The sequence below is a fragment of the Myxococcus dinghuensis genome, from assembly GCF_024198235.1.
Lineage (GTDB): Bacteria > Myxococcota > Myxococcia > Myxococcales > Myxococcaceae > Myxococcus > Myxococcus dinghuensis.
Genome location: NZ_JAKCFB010000011.1, coordinates 140070 through 155530, shown reverse-complemented (window position 1 = coordinate 155530; position 15461 = coordinate 140070). Strand labels below are relative to the sequence as shown.

14 protein-coding genes and 1 pseudogene are annotated in these 15461 nt (G+C 72.3%); 11 read left to right on the top strand and 4 right to left on the bottom strand.

Annotated elements, in window-relative coordinates:
• Positions 1-100: 100 nt before the first annotated feature.
• From LZ198_RS17360 to LZ198_RS17340, 5 genes are read left to right on the top strand one after another with little or no spacing between them, the layout of a single operon-like run.
• Positions 101-1189, top strand: coding sequence for a type III polyketide synthase (locus LZ198_RS17360; protein WP_253973097.1), 1089 nt, complete (start codon positions 101-103; stop codon positions 1187-1189).
• Positions 1183-1758, top strand: a complete 576-nt coding sequence (locus tag LZ198_RS17355) for an isoprenylcysteine carboxyl methyltransferase family protein (RefSeq protein WP_253973096.1) — start codon at positions 1183-1185, stop codon at positions 1756-1758. The genes LZ198_RS17360 and LZ198_RS17355 overlap by 7 nt, the downstream gene beginning before the upstream one ends.
• Entirely contained in the window at positions 1751-2029 is a 279-nt protein-coding gene (locus tag LZ198_RS17350; protein WP_253973095.1) for an acyl carrier protein, read from the top strand. Before LZ198_RS17355 ends, LZ198_RS17350 begins: the two co-directional genes overlap by 8 nt.
• Complete coding sequence (locus LZ198_RS17345) at positions 2026-3780, top strand: fatty acyl-AMP ligase (RefSeq protein WP_253973094.1); 1755 nt, start codon at positions 2026-2028, stop codon at positions 3778-3780. The genes LZ198_RS17350 and LZ198_RS17345 overlap by 4 nt, the downstream gene beginning before the upstream one ends.
• Positions 3777-4874: an NAD(P)/FAD-dependent oxidoreductase gene (locus LZ198_RS17340; protein WP_253973093.1), complete on the top strand. Its 1098-nt coding sequence runs from the start codon at positions 3777-3779 to the stop codon at positions 4872-4874. Before LZ198_RS17345 ends, LZ198_RS17340 begins: the two co-directional genes overlap by 4 nt.
• Before the next feature lie 7 nt (positions 4875-4881).
• Here LZ198_RS17340 and LZ198_RS17335 read toward each other — a convergent pair whose 3' ends face one another.
• On the bottom strand, positions 4882-5523 hold the full coding sequence (locus LZ198_RS17335) for a TetR/AcrR family transcriptional regulator (RefSeq protein ID WP_323382713.1): 642 nt from the start codon (positions 5521-5523) through the stop codon (positions 4882-4884).
• Positions 5524-5613: 90 nt separating this feature from the next.
• Here LZ198_RS17335 and LZ198_RS17325 point away from each other — a divergent pair, with 90 nt between their 5' ends.
• Positions 5614-6657: an SDR family oxidoreductase gene (locus LZ198_RS17325; protein ID WP_253973092.1), complete on the top strand. Its 1044-nt coding sequence runs from the start codon at positions 5614-5616 to the stop codon at positions 6655-6657.
• A gap of 95 nt (positions 6658-6752) precedes the next feature.
• Positions 6753-7841, top strand: a complete 1089-nt coding sequence (locus LZ198_RS17320; RefSeq protein WP_253973091.1) for an MBL fold metallo-hydrolase — start codon at positions 6753-6755, stop codon at positions 7839-7841.
• A 3-nt stretch (positions 7842-7844) separates the two neighbouring features.
• Here the strand turns inward: LZ198_RS17320 and LZ198_RS17315 are convergent, their stop codons facing one another.
• Positions 7845-9185 (bottom strand): DoxX family protein, encoded by a 1341-nt coding sequence (locus tag LZ198_RS17315; protein WP_253973090.1) that lies wholly within the window; start codon positions 9183-9185, stop codon positions 7845-7847.
• Positions 9186-9440: 255 nt separating this feature from the next.
• Here LZ198_RS17315 and LZ198_RS17310 point away from each other — a divergent pair, with 255 nt between their 5' ends.
• The 3 genes from LZ198_RS17310 to LZ198_RS17300 all read left to right on the top strand — a co-directional run bounded on the left by LZ198_RS17310 (position 9441) and on the right by LZ198_RS17300 (position 11896).
• Positions 9441-9848: a YciI family protein gene (locus LZ198_RS17310; RefSeq protein ID WP_253973089.1), complete on the top strand. Its 408-nt coding sequence runs from the start codon at positions 9441-9443 to the stop codon at positions 9846-9848.
• A complete protein-coding gene (locus tag LZ198_RS17305) occupies positions 9848-11110 on the top strand; it encodes an RNA polymerase sigma factor (protein ID WP_253973088.1) in 1263 nt (420 codons plus the stop codon). The genes LZ198_RS17310 and LZ198_RS17305 overlap by 1 nt, the downstream gene beginning before the upstream one ends.
• 222 nt (positions 11111-11332) lie before the next feature.
• Positions 11333-11896, top strand: coding sequence for a regulatory protein RecX (locus tag LZ198_RS17300; RefSeq protein WP_253973087.1), 564 nt, complete (start codon positions 11333-11335; stop codon positions 11894-11896).
• Between the two features lie 23 nt (positions 11897-11919).
• Here the strand turns inward: LZ198_RS17300 and LZ198_RS17295 are convergent, their stop codons facing one another.
• On the bottom strand, positions 11920-12855 hold the full coding sequence (locus LZ198_RS17295; protein ID WP_253973086.1) for a LysR family transcriptional regulator: 936 nt from the start codon (positions 12853-12855) through the stop codon (positions 11920-11922).
• A gap of 173 nt (positions 12856-13028) precedes the next feature.
• Between LZ198_RS17295 and LZ198_RS17290 the strand changes: the two are divergent.
• Positions 13029-14495 (top strand): annotated as a pseudogene (locus tag LZ198_RS17290) (alkaline phosphatase family protein); the annotation flags it as partial.
• Here LZ198_RS17290 and LZ198_RS17285 read toward each other — a convergent pair.
• Positions 14481-15383, bottom strand: coding sequence for a LysR family transcriptional regulator (locus tag LZ198_RS17285; protein WP_253973085.1), 903 nt, complete (start codon positions 15381-15383; stop codon positions 14481-14483). The pseudogene LZ198_RS17290 and the gene LZ198_RS17285 sit on opposite strands and share 15 nt — an antisense overlap.
• Between the last annotated feature and the right edge of the window lie 78 nt (positions 15384-15461).

The following is a 15461-nucleotide window of genomic DNA, read 5'->3' as shown; positions in this document are numbered from 1 at the left end:
GGATGACGCCTGGGGGTGCTGAAGACGACGCGTGCATATCGCGTCCTCGCCCGGTTCCGGCTAAGCGTGGTTTCCTGCTCGTCGCACGGACCGAGACCCCATGCACAGTGCCCCCCCTGGCCACGACCGCAGCTTGCCGTACATCCGCGCGGTGGGACGCGCGTTGCCCGCCCACTACGCCACGCAGGAGCAGCTCATCGCGGCGCTGCGCGAGGTCTGGGCGACGCGCCACTTCAACCTGGACCGCCTGGAGGAGCTGCACCGCAACGTCCAGGTGAAGGGCCGCTACCTGGCGCTGCCCGTGGACGCCTACCCGGGGCTGGCCACCTTCCAGCAGCGCAACGACGCGTGGATTCGCGAGTCCACGCTGCTCGGCGAGCAGGTGGTGCGCCAGGCGTTGGAGCGCGCGGAGCTGACGGCGAGGGACGTGGACCACGTCTTCTTCGTCACGGTGACGGGCATCGCGACGCCCAGCGTCGAGGCGCGGCTGGCGAACCTGCTGCGCTTCCGCGAGGACTTCAAGCGCACGCCCATCTTCGGCCTGGGCTGCGTGGCGGGCGCGGCGGGGCTGGCGCGCGCGGCGGACTACCTGCGCGCCTTCCCCTCGCACACCGCGCTGCTCGTCTCCGTGGAGCTGTGCTCGCTGACGCTGCAGCGCGAGGACCTGTCCATCCCCAACATCATCGCCTCCGGCCTCTTCGGTGACGGCGCGGCGTGCGCGGTGCTCAGCGGCGCGGAGGTGCCCGGCGCGAAGGGGCCGCGCGTGGTGGCCTCGCGCTCGGTGTTCTATCCGGACACCGAGCGCATCATGGGCTGGGACGTGGTGGACTCCGGCTTCAAGGTCATCCTCTCCGCCAAGGTCCCGCAGCTCGTGAAGGACCACGTGCGCCGCAACGTGGAGGACTTCCTGGTGGAGCAGGGCCTGCGGCGCAGCGACATCCGCCACTGGGTGGCGCACACCGGCGGGCCCCGCGTGCTCCAGGCCTTCGAGGAGGCGCTGGAGCTGGAGTCCTCGGCGCTCTCGCGCTCCTGGGCCTCGCTGCAGGAGGTGGGCAACCTGTCGTCGTCGTCCGTGCTGTTCGTGCTGGGGGAGACGCTGGAGCAGGCCGGCGCGCGGCCGGGGGACTGGGGGCTGATGCTGGCCATGGGGCCGGGCTTCTGCGCGGAGATGGTGCTCCTGCGATGGTGACCCCCACTCAGGCCGTCTTCCTGGGCTACATGGCCCTGCTCGTGCTGGAGCGGGTGGTGGAGCTGGTGCTCTCCCGGCGCAACGCGGCGCTCGCCTTCGCGCAGGGGGGCGTGGAGTCCGGCCAGGCGCACTACCGCTTCATGGTGGTCTTCCACACGCTCTTCCTGGGCGCGTGCGTGGCGGAGGTCTTCCTCCGGGACCGGCCGTTCCCGGGCACGTGGGGATGGGTGGCGCTGGCGGGCGCGGTGACGGCGCAGGCGCTGCGCTACTGGGCCATCGCCACGCTGGGCGCGCGGTGGAACTCGCGCATCATCACGGTGCCGGGCCTGCCGCCGGTGACGCACGGGCCCTATCGCTTCCTGCGCCACCCCAACTACGTCGCCGTGGTGCTGGAGCTGGCCTGCGTGCCGCTCATCCACGGCGCGTGGTGGACCGCCGTCGTCTTCTCGGTGGGCAACGCGGCGCTGCTCTTCGTGCGCATCCGCGCGGAGGAGGCGGCGCTGGGTGAGGCCTACGCGCGAGCGTTCTCCCACCGTCCCCGCTTCATTCCGGAGGTGCCGCATGGTTGAGCTCGAGAAGGAGGTCCTGGCGGAGATCCGCCGCATCGCCGTCGAGGAGCTGGAGTGGAAGGGCGCGGTGGAGCCGCAGCAGGACCTGCTCCGGGACCTGCAGCTCGACAGCCTCGGCCTGACGGTGCTGGCGGTGGGGCTGGAGAACCGCTTCCGCATCCGCCTGTCGGAGGAGGACGCGCAGGAGGTGAAGACGGTGGCGGACCTGGTGCGGCTGGTGGCCAACCGCGTCGCCGCCCCGTCGCGCGCGCCGGTGGAGGCCCGCTCGTGAGGGGCCCCCAGCTCCCCGCGTCGCGCTACGCCACGTTGAACGAGGCGCTCGCGGCGACGAGCGCGACGTCCTTCCAACTGACGTTCGTGGACTCGGCGGAGCGCGAGGAGGTGCTGCCCTGGGCGGACGTCTACCGCCGCGCCCGGCGCACCGCGGCGGGCCTGGCGCGCCTGGGCGTGCGCGAGGGCGAGCGGGTGGCGCTGCTCCTGCCCACGTCGCCCGCCTTCATGGACGCGTTCTTCGGGACGCTGCTGGCCGGCGCGGTGCCGGTGCCGCTGTATCCGCCGGTCCGGCTGGGGCGGCTGGAGGAGTACCACCAGGCGACGGCGCGGATGCTCCAGGTGACGGGGGCGGCGCTGGTGCTGACGGATTCGCGCGTGCGGCTGCTGTTGGGGCCGAGCGTGGAGCGCGCGCGGCCCCGGCTGGGCTGCCACACGGTGGAGGAGCTGTCGCGCGGCGACGACTCGCTGGAGGTGCGGGTGCGGTCGGAGGCGCTGGGCCTCATCCAGTTCTCCTCCGGGTCGACGGTGGCGCCCAAGCCCGTGGCGCTGACCCACGGCGCGCTGATGGCGCAGCTGGCGGCGCTGGAGGTGGCCATGCCCCTGCCTCCCGGCGGGCCGCGCGTGGGCGTGAGCTGGCTGCCGCTGTACCACGACATGGGCCTCATCGGCTGTCTGCTGGCCGCGCTCGTCTTCCCCGGGCACCTGGTGCTGATACCGCCCGAGGTCTTCCTCGCCCGGCCCGCGCTGTGGCTGCGCGCGGTGTCGCGGCACCGGGGCGCCATCTCGCCCGCGCCCAACTTCGCGTATGGCCTGTGCCTCAAGCGGGTGAAGGACGCGGAGATGCAGGGCGTGGACCTGTCGTCGTGGGAGCACGCGCTCAACGGCGCGGAGCCGGTGTCCCTCCAGACGCTGCGGCGCTTCGCCGAGCGCTTCGAGAAGTGGGGCTTCTCACCGCGCGCCCTGCGCCCCGTCTACGGCCTGTCCGAGGCCTCGCTGGCGGTGACCTTCCCGCCCTCCGCGCGGGGGCCGCGCGGGCTGGGGGTGGACCCGGAGCGGCTCGCGCGCGAGGGGCTGGTGGAGGACGGCACCCGGGAGCTGGTGAGCGTGGGCTCGCCGGTGGCGGGCTTCGAGGTGGAGGTGCGCGACGCGGACGGCGTGGTGCTGCCGGAGCGGCGGGTGGGGCGCGTCTTCGCGCGCGGGCCGTCGCTCATGGCGGGCTACTTCGGCGACGCGGTGGCCACGCGCCGGGCGCTGACGACGGACGGCTGGCTGGAGACGGGGGACCTGGGCTTCCTCGCGGACGGGGAGCTGTACCTGACGGGCCGCGCGAAGGACGTGGTCATCATCCGGGGCGCCAACCACGCGCCGCAGGCCTTCGAGGACCCGTTGCACGGCGTGGACGGCGTGCGCACCGGCTGCGCGGTGGCGCTGGGCTTCGTCCCGGAGGGCGAGACGGACGAGGCGCTGCTCATCCTCGCGGAGCGCTCGGGGCCGGAGGCGGCGGAGGCCGTGGAGGAGCGCATCCGCGCGGCGGTGCTGGAGGCGACGGGCGTGCGCGCGCACACGGTGCGGCTGTTGGAGCCCGGGACGCTGCCGCGCACGTCGAGCGGCAAGCTGCGCCGGAGCGAGGCGCTGCGGCGCTACCAGACGGGCGCGCTGACGCCGCCGAAGAAGGTGGGCATGGTGGGCATGGCGGTGGAGATGGCGAAGAGCGCGCTCGCCATGGCCCGGGCGGAGCAGGAGCCGTGAGGCGGTACGACGTGGCGGTGGTGGGGGCCGGTCCCGCGGGGCTGGCCGTGGCCATCCACGCCGCGACGCGCGGGCTGAACACGGTGGTGCTGGAGCGCGCGACGGTGCCCGCGGACAAGGCCTGTGGCGAGGGCCTCATGCCCCCGGGGCTGGCCGCGCTGGAGCGGCTGGGCGCGCTGCCGCACCTGGACCGCGGCGAGAGCGCGCCCTTCGTGGGCATCCGCTACGTGCAGGAGGACGGAGGCTCGGTGGAGGGGCGCCTGCCGGAGCCCGGCGGGCTGGGCGTGCGGCGGGTGGCGCTCGCCTCGGCGCTGGTGGCGCGGGCGCGCGCGGTGGGCGTGGAGCTGCGCGAGCGCACGCAGGTGCTGTCCCACCGCAGGACGGCGGAGGGCATGTCGCTGGAGACGGCGGACGCGCCCGTGGAGGCGCGGATGCTGGTCGCCGCGGACGGGCTGGGCTCGCCGCTGCGGCGGGCCGAGGGCCTGGAGGTGGACGCGGACGTGCCCCGTCGCTTCGGGCTGCGCCAGCACTTCCAGGTGGCGCCGTGGTCGCCGTTCGTGGAGGTCCACTTCGCCAGCGGCGTGGAGGCGTACGTGACGCCGGCCGGGGCGCGGCGCGTGGGCCTGGCCTTCCTGTGGGAGGACGGGGGGGTGGAGGGCCGCGTGGGCTTCGACACGCTCCTGGCGCGCTTCCCCCGGCTGGAGGCGCGGCTGCACGGCATGACGCCGGACTCCCAGGTGCGGGGCGCGGGGCCGCTGGCGCGGGTGGCGCGCGCGCGGGTGGCGGACCGCTTCGCCCTGGTGGGCGACGCCGCGGGCTACGTGGACGCGCTGACGGGCGAGGGGCTGTCGCTGGCCTTCACCTGCGCGGAGTCGCTGGGGACGCTGCTCCCGGACGCGCTGGCGAAGGGGGCGGGCGTGGACGCGCTGCGCCCCTACGAGCACGCCTTCCAGGGCGTGTTCCGCAAGTACGCGTGGACCACGCGCGCGCTGCTCACGCTGGCGCGCAGGCCGCGGCTGCGCCGTCCGGTGGTGAAGGTGCTGGAGAAGAGCCCCTGGTTGTTCGAGCGCCTCCTGCGCTCCGTCGTGGCGTGAGGGGCGTTCAGCTCCCCACGATCAGCATCACCAGCAGGTCCAGCGAGCGCTCCAGCAGCGGGGAGATGGAGTCGCTCCCGGTCTTCTTGCGCAGCGGCCCCTCGTTCCACAGCGACGCGAGGCCGTGCACCCACGCCCAGATGTTGAAGGCCAGGGTCTCCATGTCGACCTTGCCCCCGGACGCCGCGCTCGCCTCCGCCGTCAGCTCCAGCAGGCGCTGGAAGGCGCGCATCCCCTCCTCGTGGACCGCCGCGTACTTCTCCTCGTCGCCCCACTCCTCGCGGAACATGACGCGGTAGTGCGCGGGGTGCTCCACCGCGAAGGACACGTAGCAGCGCCCCAGGGCCCGCACCCGCCCCGCCAGGTCCGGCGCCCGCGTCCTCGCGAGCGCCTCCTCCATCCGCTGGTTGAGCGCCCGGTAGCCCTCCTCCGCCACCGCCGCGAGCAGCGCGTTCTTGTCCCGGAAGTGGTGGTACGGCGCCGCCGCCGTCACCCCCGCCCGCCGCGCCACCTCCCGCAGCGACACCGCCCCCACGTCCTCCTTCGCGATGAGCGCCAGCGTCGCGTCCACCAGCGCCTGCCGCAAATCCCCGTGGTGGTACGTCCGCCGCTTGCGCGGCGCCGCCGTCTTCCGTCCCTGTGTCGTCACGACCCCACCCTCCATCCCGAGGCGTTCATCTTGACAGTGTTTAGACCGGGCCTTATCTGAATACTGTTCACATTTGCTGGGAGGCGCCGCATGCGCGCGTTCGTGACGGGAAGCACGGGGCTCTTGGGCAACAACCTGGTGCGGGCGTTGGTGTCGCGGGGGTACGCGGTGCGGGCGCTGGCGCGCTCACCGGCGAAGGCGCGGCAGGTATTGGGAGGGCTGGCCGGGGTGGAGGTGGTGGAGGGGGACATGGAGGACGTGCAGGGCTTCGCGGCCGCGCTGGAGGGGTGCGACGTGGTCATCCACACCGCGGCCTACTTCCGCGAATACTACGCCGCCGGCGACCACTGGCCGAAGCTGTACGCCATCAACGTGAAGGGGACGGTGGCGCTGGCGGAGGAGGCGCACCGCCGGGGCGTGAAGCGCTTCGTGGACGTCAGCTCCAGCGGCACCGTGGGGTTGAAGCCGGATGGCTCTCCGGGCGACGAGTCCACGCCGGCCGCTCCGCTCGTCGCGGACAACCTGTACTTCAAGAGCAAGGTGGAGTCGGAGCGGGAGCTGAACGCCTTCAGCGCCCGCACGGGCATGCCGGTGGTGTTCATCCTGCCGGGGTGGATGTTCGGCCCCTGGGACGCGGGCCCCACCGGCGCGGGCCAGTTCGTGCTCGACTTCCTCGGGGGCAGGCTGCCGGCGATGCTGGATGGCGGCTCGTGCCTGGTGGACGCGCGCGACGTGGCCGAGGCCACGGTGGTGTCCATCGAGAAGGGCCGGCCTGGGGAGCGCTACCTGGTGGGCGGCGGGTTCGTGACGCTCTCGCAGCTCGCGATGGGGCTGGAGCGGCTGACGGGGGTGAAGGCGCCGCGCCGCGTCCTGCCGCACTGGCTGGCGGTGACGCTGGGCGCCCTGGCCCAGACGGGGGCGCGGCTGACGGGCGGCTCCACGTCCCTGACGGTGGAGGGGGTGCGCGTCATGCACGCGAAGCTGTCCGTGGACTCGCGCAAGGCCCAGCGGGAGCTGGGCGCCTCGTTCCGGCCCCTGGAGGAGACGCTGCGCGACACCGTGGCCTGGCTGCGCGAGCGCCCGGCCGCCTCCGCTGTCGTCTCCGAGACGACCTCCGTCGCCGCGTCCTCGTGATGGCGCTGCGGCCCCCGGCGCCGCTCATTAACATCGGGCTCGTCCTGGCCCGGGCCGGTGGGCCAGCCTCCACGCCGACGGAGCGACCTTCCGCCATGTCTCCCCGCCATCCCCCCGCAAGCCCGGGGCGTCTGTCCCTCCTCCTCCTCGTGTGCGCGCCGCTGCTCGGCGGGTGCCTGTTCGCGGGCCCGAGTCATCGCGGTCCGGTGACGGCGCACTTCGACGGCGAGAAGTTCAAGAACCTGGGGGACGCTCCCCGGCTGGGGGTGTCCCAGCTGGTGTCGGCGGCGCTGCAGGAGAAGCGCGGGGAGTGGCGCGACTACGAGGACCTGCCCCCGGGGCGTCCTCCGCCGGAGCGGGTGGGCGCCGGGACGCTGCGCGTGACGGTCATCAACCACGCCACCGTGCTGGTCCAGGCGGATGGCGTCAACGTGCTGACCGACCCCATCTATTCGGACCGGGCCAGCCCGGTGTCCTTCCTCGGGCCGCGGCGCGTGCACCCGCCCGGCATCCGCTTCGAGGACCTGCCGCCCATCGACGTGGTGGTGGTGAGCCACAACCACTACGACCACATGGACCTGCCCACGCTGCGGCGGCTGGAGGCGGCGCACCACCCGCGCTTCGTCGTCGGCCTGGGCAACAAGGCGCTGCTCGACGCGGAGGGGTTCCAGCACGTGGAGGAGTTGGACTGGTGGCAGGCCACGGAGGTGACGCCGGACGTCGCGGTGACGGCGGTGCCCGCGCAACACCGCTCCAACCGGGGCCTGACGGACGTGGAGGAGACGCTGTGGGCCGGCTACGTCATCTCCACGCGCGGCGGGCCGGTGCTCTTCGCGGGGGACACCGGCTTCGGGCCGCACTTCGCCATGGTGGCCGAGCGCTTCGGGCCCATGCGCCTGTCGGTGCTGCCCATCGGCGCGTACCGCCCGCGCATCCTCCACACCGTGCACATGGGGCCTCGCGAGGCGCTGGACGCGCACCACGTGCTGCGCTCCTCGACGTCGGTCGCGATGCACTACAACACCTTCCCCATGGCCTTCGACGGGCAGGACGAGGCGAAGTTCCTGCTGCTGCGCCTGCTGGCGCGCGAGCCGGTGCGTCCGCGCTTCTGGGCGCTGGGGTTCGGGGAGGGGCGCGAGGTCCCCGCGCTCGCGCGCGAGGACGTCGCCGTCCGCGCCGACTGAGCGTCAGCGGTTGAAGGGCTGCTCCTGCACCCAGTGGAAGCCGCGGTTCAGGAGCAGGGAGTTGGAGGTGTCCACCTTGCGCAGGTGCACCTCGATGGGCGCGCCCTCCTGGTCCCCGCGCAGCACGAGGTGCGTGGGGTCGGGCTTCTCGAAGGTGAGCGTCAGTTGCTTCGGCTCCGCGACCCATAGCTCGGTGAGGGTGAGCGTCTTGTTCTCGGCGGACTCGACGAGGCTGAAGCGCGTGCGGGAGTTGCCCGCGGTGCGTATCTGCACGTGTCCGTAGGGGCTGATGCTGAAGCGCCTCCAGCGCTCGCCGCCGTCGAGCTCCTGTCCTCCGCGATGGAAGCCCTCGACGTCGTAGATGCCCATGAGCGCCGGCGGCGGCCCGCTCGATTGGAAGCGCTGGTACGATCCCCAGCCCTGGATGGCGTTGCCGTAGATGAAGTGGCCCACGAGGACCAGCTTCGCGGCGAGCAGGCCCCAGGTGACGCGCCTGGGCAGGTGGAAGGGGCGTTGAATCTCCGCGGGGCGGGTGGCGCGGTTGAGGACCAGCACGTCGACGAGCCGCCGCAGGTCGGGGGCGAGCAGGAACACCGCGAGCAGCAGCAGCCGCAGGGAGTACAGCTTGACGGGCACGTCGTAGAAGAAGTTGAGCGCCACCACGTTCGTCAGCACCCCGACGAGGACCAGCGCGCCCAGCGTGGTGGTCCGCCGGAAGAACATCAGCAGGCCGCCCAGGACCTCCGCGCCGCCGGTGAGGATGTTGTAGCCGAGCGAGTACCCCATGAAGGTCCACAGCAGTCCCATGGGGGAGAATTCGCCCAGGGGCTGTGCCAGCCGCTCCTCCCCGATGGGCGGGAACTGCGACGGGAAGAGCTTGACGAAGCCGTAGCCCAGCATCGCGCCGGCGAGGACGTACCGGACGTAGACGCGCAGGAAGTGGTGCGCCCGCGGATACCGGGGCCGCCGCGCATCGAGGATGGACCAGACGAGGGTCGCCACCACCGACAGGAGGAGGAAGAAGCCCGCCTTGACGAACTCGAGCTGGGTGTCGCCGCTGCCGGTGATGAGCGGGGGCTCGGTGACCTCGAAGCCCGTCGTGTGGAGGACGAGCCACGGCACCACGGTGCTCCAGAAGGAGTTGACCTCCGCGATGACGGTGTAGCCGCCCGGGATGTTGTCGAGCGGGTAGGGGAAGCACGTGAGGAGCACGAGCACGCAGGTGAAGCGGAACGCGATGCGCGCGGCCAGGGGCCAGGGGGCGGGCTCCGGAGGCACGGCGGGCGTCGCGGCGGGCTCGGGCGGGGGCACGGGTTCGACATGCAGCGGGGCGGCGGTCGACATGGCGGGTCTCCGAACGCGGAGTGTAGTGAAGCCGCTCGGAGAGTCGGCGGAGCCGTTGCTGGATGAGGGAGAACGCGGTGCGTCGTGCCCTCATGGGGCCCTGCCGCCCCGAGTAGGAGACTGTGCGCGGGGTGGGCTCGTCGTTTGCGTGCCTGGGAGCGACGAATATCTTCGGCGCGGATGTCGAGAACGCGCGCTCGGCTCCGACCTGCCCATGACCGCGCCCCCGATGGACGGGTGGCCGGATTCGAGAGGATGCCGACCGTGAAGTATCTCCTGATGATGAACCACCCCGGGAAGGGGCCGTACCAGGTCGCCTCGTGGCCGCAGAAGGACCTCCAGGCGCACATCGCGTTCATGAAGGGCTTCGCGCAGAAGCTCGCCGCGTCCGGGGAGTTGGTCGGCGCGGAGGGGCTGGCGGGGCCGGACCAGGCGCGGCGGGTGCGCGCGGACAAGGACGGCAAGCCCATCACCGACGGGGTGTTCCCGGAGTCGAAGGAGTTCCTCGTCGGCTACTGGATGGTGGACGTGGAGAGCCCGGAGCGGGCGTATGCCATCGCGGCGGAGGCGTCGGCGGCGCCGGGGCAGGGTGGGGTTCCGCTCAACATGCCCATCGAGGTGCGCCAGGTGATGAGCGCGCCGCCGCCCGACGCGATGCCGTGATGGTGTCGTCCCGGGCCTCGCGAATCGAGCACCTGCTGCGCGAACTGGCGCCGCGGGTGCTCGGCTCGGTCATCCGCCGCTTCCATGACTTCGCCGCGTCGGAGGACGCGGTGCAGGAGGCGTTGATGGCCGCGGCCGAGCAGTGGCCGCGCGAGGGCCTGCCGGACAACCCGCACGGCTGGCTCCTCCAGGTGGCCGCGCGGCGCATCACCGACCAGGCGCGGGCGGAGTCGGCCCGCCGCCGTCGTGAGGAGCTGGTGGTGAGCCTGGTGCCGCCGGAGCTCCAGCTCGTGTTGGGGCCGGATGACGACGAGTCGACGGGGCGGGACGATGCGCTCGTCCTGCTCTTCATGTGTTGTCACCCGGCGTTGTCGACGGCGTCCGCCATCGCGCTCACGCTGCGCGCGGTGGGGGGCCTGACGACGGTGGAGATCGCCCGGGCGTTCCTCGTGCCGGAGGCGACGATGGCCCAGCGCATCAGCCGGGCCAAGCAGAGCATCAGGGCCTCGGGGGTGCCCTTCCAGCTCCCCTCGGTGGAGGAGCGCGAGCGGAGGCTCGGGGCGGTGCTGCACGTGCTCTATCTCGTGTTCAGCGAGGGCTACACGGCGAGCGAGGGCGCGGCGCTGCACCGCTGCGACTTGTCGGGCGAGGCGCTGCGCCTGACGCGGATGCTCCACGCGCGGCTGCCGGAGGACGGCGAGGTGACGGGGCTGCTCGCGCTGATGGTGCTGACGGACGCGCGGCGCGAGGCGAGGACGGGGCCGGCCGGGGAGCCGATTCCGCTCTCCGAGCAGGACCGGAGCCTGTGGGATGCGGAGGCCATCGCGGAGGGCATCGCGTTGGTGACGGCGGCGTTGTCCCGGGGACCGGCGGGGGAGTACCCGGTCCAGGCGGCCATCGCCGCCGTGCATGACGAGGCGAAGCGGGCCGAGGACACGGACTGGCCGCAGATCCTCGGGCTCTATGACGTGCTGATGCGGTTGTCGGACAACCCGATGGTGGTGCTCAACCGCGCGGTGGCCCTGGCGATGGTGGAGGGGCCGGAGGCGGGGTTGAAGGCGTTGGAGCCGCTCGACGCGGACCCGCGCTTGTCGGACCACCACCGCCTCGATGTCGTGCGCGCGCACCTGCTGGAGCGGGCGGGGAGGTACGCCGCCGCCGTGACACACTACCGGCGAGCGGCCGGCAGGACCGCGAGCATCCCCGAGCGCGACTACCTGCTGACCCGGGCCGCGCGGCTGGCGGAGCAGCGAGGGACCTGACGGGCCGCGCGACTCCACTCCGAGCCGGGCGTCAGGCGACCGCGGCTCGTGCTCGGCGGATGGGGGAGACGTCCGCGACCTGGAGTGCCCGTCTCCTCGAGGGTAGTGGAACCACCGGCGCGGTGACGATTCGAGGCGTGGGGCTCGGACATCCTGCTTGCCTGCCCACCCACGAAGCTTGTCCCCACCCGCGTCAGGGTGCCCTGGTAGATAGGGAGCCGCGTGGACGAGGACAGGACCGGACAGGACAGCAGGCCCCCGAGGACGCAGAAGCGTCCACGGAAGGTGTCACCCCGCTATCTGGAGAACGCGGCGCTCCACTACCTGAAGCGCTACGCCTCCACGGTGAGCCAGCTGCGCCGCGTGTTGGTGCGCCGCGTGGACCGCTCGGTGAAGGAGCACGGCGGGGACCGCGCGGAGGCGCTCGGATGGATCGACGCGCTCGTGCAGAAGCTCATGCGCAACGGGCTCATCAACGATGACGCCTACGCGGGCATGAAGGCCCAGTCACTGCGCGCCTCGGGGCGCAGCTCGCGGGTCATCATGCAGAAGCTGCGACTCAAGGGCGTCGACGCGGAGTTGGTGCAACGCAAGCTGGCCTTGGCGACCGCGGAGGTCTCCGACGAGGCCGCCGCGCGCATCTGGGCACGCAAGAAGCGCCTCGGGCCCTTCCGTCGCGACCCGACGACCCGCGAGGAGAATCGCCAGCGCGACCTCGCCGCGCTCGCCCGCGCGGGCTTCCCATTCGGCATCGCGAAGAAGGTCATCGACGGCGCGCTCGACTGAGCCCCTGAGGCGCGCCGTGGGGTTCAGCGTTTCGTGCTCCTGGAACGGCGCTTCACGGGTTCGGGGGGCACGTCACCGTCCTGCCCACTCGCGACGCAGAGCGCCTCGATGAGCCGGAGCGCGGTGGGATGCTCCGGCGCGTTCGCCCGGCGCACGGCGTAGATGCGATTGACGACCTGCTTGCGCCCGGGAAATCGTGGGACGAAGACCGTGCCCTCGCGCACGGCGCGGGCCACGCAGTGGTCGGGGAGGATGGACCAACCGTGTCCCGCCGCCACCGTGCCCACGACCTCCTCCAGCTCCTCGAAGTGGTACGTGCCGCGCACCGAACGGGGCTGCCGCCCGTAGATCGCCTCGAACCACCTGCCGAACACGTACTCGCATTCGTCGTAGGTGACGAAGGGCAGCGTCTCGAACGCGGCGAGTGACGGCATGGGACGTCCACGCTCGGACGCGGGGCCGACGAGCACGAGCTTCTCGCGCCACACCGGCGTCGTCAGCAGCCGACTCGACACGTGCGGCAGGTAGACGAAGCCCACGTCACAGGTCCCGTCCTCCAGTGAGGTGAACACCTGGTCGGCCGTGGGGTAGCGGAGGGAGTACGGCGCCGCCTTCGCCTCCCGCGAGAGGAGCGGATAGAGCACGTAGCGTCCGAAGCCGCTCACCGAGGCGATGCGCAGGGGCGAAGGGGCGCTGTCCCCCTCCTGGAAGGCCTTCGCGAGCCGACCGAACTCCTCGAAGAAGCGCTCGCACAGCGCATGGAGCTTCGCGCCGGACTCCGTCAGCGTCAGGCGCCGCGTCGTCCGGTCGAAGAGCCTCGTGCCGAGCTGCTCCTCCAACTTCTGTATCTGGTAGCTGACCGCGGGCTGGGTCCGGTGGAGCAGGGTGGCCGCGCGACCGAAGCCGCGCTCCCGACTCACCATCAGGAATGTCTCGAGATAGCGGGGGTCGAGGTCCATCGAACCATTCTATCGGAATCATCGAAACCATCCATTGGATTGATGAGTGGCTCGCCTCGCAGGATGCCCCTCACGGCTGGTCTTCGATGGGCTGCGCTACGACGACCTGGAGCGCTGGCGTCACCGGATGGGGCCCGGCGGGTTCCGCAGGTTGCTAAAAGGAAGGCACCGTCTTCGACGCCGCGCGCTACCCCTACGCGACGACGAAGACGTGTCCTGGCCACGCCACCCTCGCGACCGGCGCGCTGCCCGCGCGTCACGGCATCATCTCCAACGAGTGGTATGCGCGGGAGCAGGGCCGGGAGGTGAGCTGTGTGAACGACGACGCCAGCCCGCTGCTCGATGACCCGAAGGGGAAGGGCGTGTCGCCTCGACGACTGCTCGTGGCGACGCTGGGAGATCGCCTCCTGGCGACGCACGGCTCCTCCCGAGTCGTCTCCGTGTCCCTCAAGGACCGCGCGGCCATCATGCTCGGGGGCCATCGCGGGCAGGCCTACTGGTGGGGTGAGCGGGGCTTCACCACGAGCCGCCACCATGCCGAGCGGCTCCCCGAGTGGGTGGCCTCGTGGAACCAGGCGAACGCGGAAGTGAAGGCGACCGCGTGGACGCGAGGCGAGGCCCCGGAGGTATACGCCACGCTCGGCCCCGATGACGACGCTCGGGAGCGCCCACCCGAGCAGCTGGGACGGACCTTCCCCCATCCCCTCACCACGCGCGACGCATTCCTCTACACGCCCCTGGGCGCGCGCGCGTTGTTCGACTTCGCCGCGAGCGCCACCCACGCGGAACAGCTCGGGCAGCGCGCGGGCGCCAGGGCCCTGCTTGCGGTGGGGGTGTCGAGCGTGGACGTGCTGAGCCACGGCTACGGTCCGGAGAGTCACGAGGTGGTGGACATGCTGCTCCAACTGGACCGCGCGCTCGCCGCGTTCCTCGCCTCGCTGGACCGCGAGGTCGGGCTCGGCAATGTGCTGGTGGCGATGACGGCGGACCATGGCATGGCGCCGGCCCCCGCGCAGGCCGGACAGCGCTTGTCGGAGGCGCGGGTGACCGAGGCCGTGGAGTCCGCGCTGGACAAGGCCTTCGGTCCTGAGGACTGGGTGGAGGCCTGCAGTGCTCCGCATCTGTATCCGCGCCGGGAGCGCATCGAGGCGCGTGCGGTCCGCAAGGAGGCGGTCCTCGCGGTGGCCCGTGAGGTGCTCCGGGGGATTCCGGGCATCGCGGAGGTCGTGTCCTCGGCCGACGTGGGCGCGGGTGGCAGGCGGGGCTTCGCGCGGGAGGTGCGGGGCGAGTACGTGCCCGAGCGCTCGGGAGACCTCGTCGTCATCCCTGCGCCGCATGTCCTGCTGGGCGTGGAGGATGCGCACGCGAGCACGCACGGAACGCCGTACGAATACGACACGCACGTGCCGCTGGTCGTCTTCGGACAGGGACTGCCGGCCGTGCGAGAGGGACGCGCCATCACTCCGCTGGACCTCGCGCCCACGCTCGCGTCGTGGCTGGAGGTCGCGTTGCCGGAGGCTTCGGGGACGCCGTTGTGCGAGGCGCTTCCGGCTCGGAGCGGGCCGTGTGGACGGACGGCGGACGCGCCGCCCCGGCGCTCTGTCATGCCCGTGCCGCGCCCCGGTTCAACGCACCGGTAGGACCTTCCTCGCCACCTCGACGAACGCGCGCAGGAGCGGCGAGGCGCGGGTGCGGTGGGGGTAGTACAGGAAGACGCCGGGGACGGACGGGGCCCAGTCCTCGAGCACCGGTTGGAGCGTGCCGGCGCGCAGGAAGGGGGCGGCCTCCGGCTCCGCGGCGTAGGTCAGCCCCAGGCCCGCCGCCGCCATGCGCATCAGGAAGTGGGCGCTGTCGGAGACGACGGGGCCCTTCACGGGGACGCGCAGCGTCCGTCGTCCGCGCTCCAGCTCCCAGTGGTAGATGAGGCCCGTGGTGGGCGCCCGGTAGCTGAGGCAGTCGTGCTTCACGAGGTCCGCGGGCTTCGTCGGCGTGCCGCGCCTGCGCAGGTAGTCGGGCGAGCCGAGCACGAGGAAGCGGAACGCGGGCGTGAGGCGGACCTGCACCATGTCGCGCTCGACGGACTCCGCCAACCGGAACCCCGCGTCGAGCCCCTCCGACACGATGTCCACGAACCGGTCGCTGACGCGGGCCTCCACCCGGACCTGGGGGTGCTCCTGGAGGAAGCGGGGGAGGATGGGTTCGAGGATGGTGGCGAGCGCGAACACGGGCACCGTGAGGCGCAGCGTCCCGGAGAGCTGCGTGCTGTCGGTGAAGAGGTGCTCGAGCGCGTCCATGGCCGTCTCGACTCCCGGCGTCGCGCGCTCCATCAGGCGCTGTCCCACGTCGGTGAGCGACACGCTGCGCGTCGTGCGGAAGAGCAGGGCCTGCCCCACCCGCTCCTCCAACTGGCGCACCGTCTGGCTCACCGCCGACGTGGAGACACCCAGCTCCTTCGCCGCGCGCGTGAAGCTCTTGTGCCGGGCGACGATGAGGAACACCGATAGCTCGTGGAGCCTGGAAGCGGCCATTGTGAAGCCACTCTAAACAGTCTTTGCGGCGGACGCCTCTTCTCGAAAAAGCGCACGGCGTGCACCTTGAGTGCATTC

Excerpts from the sequence above, each read along its gene's own strand:
- LZ198_RS17360 (WP_253973097.1), top strand. The coding sequence starts at position 101 with ATGCACAGTGCCCCCCCTGGCCACGACCGCAGCTTGCCGTACATCCGC.
- LZ198_RS17355 (WP_253973096.1), top strand. The coding sequence starts at position 1,183 with ATGGTGACCCCCACTCAGGCCGTCTTCCTGGGCTACATGGCCCTGCTC.
- LZ198_RS17350 (WP_253973095.1), top strand. The coding sequence starts at position 1,751 with ATGGTTGAGCTCGAGAAGGAGGTCCTGGCGGAGATCCGCCGCATCGCC.
- LZ198_RS17325 (WP_253973092.1), top strand. The coding sequence starts at position 5,614 with ATGCGCGCGTTCGTGACGGGAAGCACGGGGCTCTTGGGCAACAACCTG.
- LZ198_RS17320 (WP_253973091.1), top strand. The coding sequence starts at position 6,753 with ATGTCTCCCCGCCATCCCCCCGCAAGCCCGGGGCGTCTGTCCCTCCTC.
- LZ198_RS17315 (WP_253973090.1), bottom strand. The coding sequence starts at position 9,185 with ATGTCGACCGCCGCCCCGCTGCATGTCGAACCCGTGCCCCCGCCCGAG.
- LZ198_RS17310 (WP_253973089.1), top strand. The coding sequence starts at position 9,441 with ATGCCGACCGTGAAGTATCTCCTGATGATGAACCACCCCGGGAAGGGG.
- LZ198_RS17305 (WP_253973088.1), top strand. The coding sequence starts at position 9,848 with ATGGTGTCGTCCCGGGCCTCGCGAATCGAGCACCTGCTGCGCGAACTG.
- LZ198_RS17295 (WP_253973086.1), bottom strand. The coding sequence starts at position 12,855 with ATGGACCTCGACCCCCGCTATCTCGAGACATTCCTGATGGTGAGTCGG.
- LZ198_RS17285 (WP_253973085.1), bottom strand. The coding sequence starts at position 15,383 with ATGGCCGCTTCCAGGCTCCACGAGCTATCGGTGTTCCTCATCGTCGCC.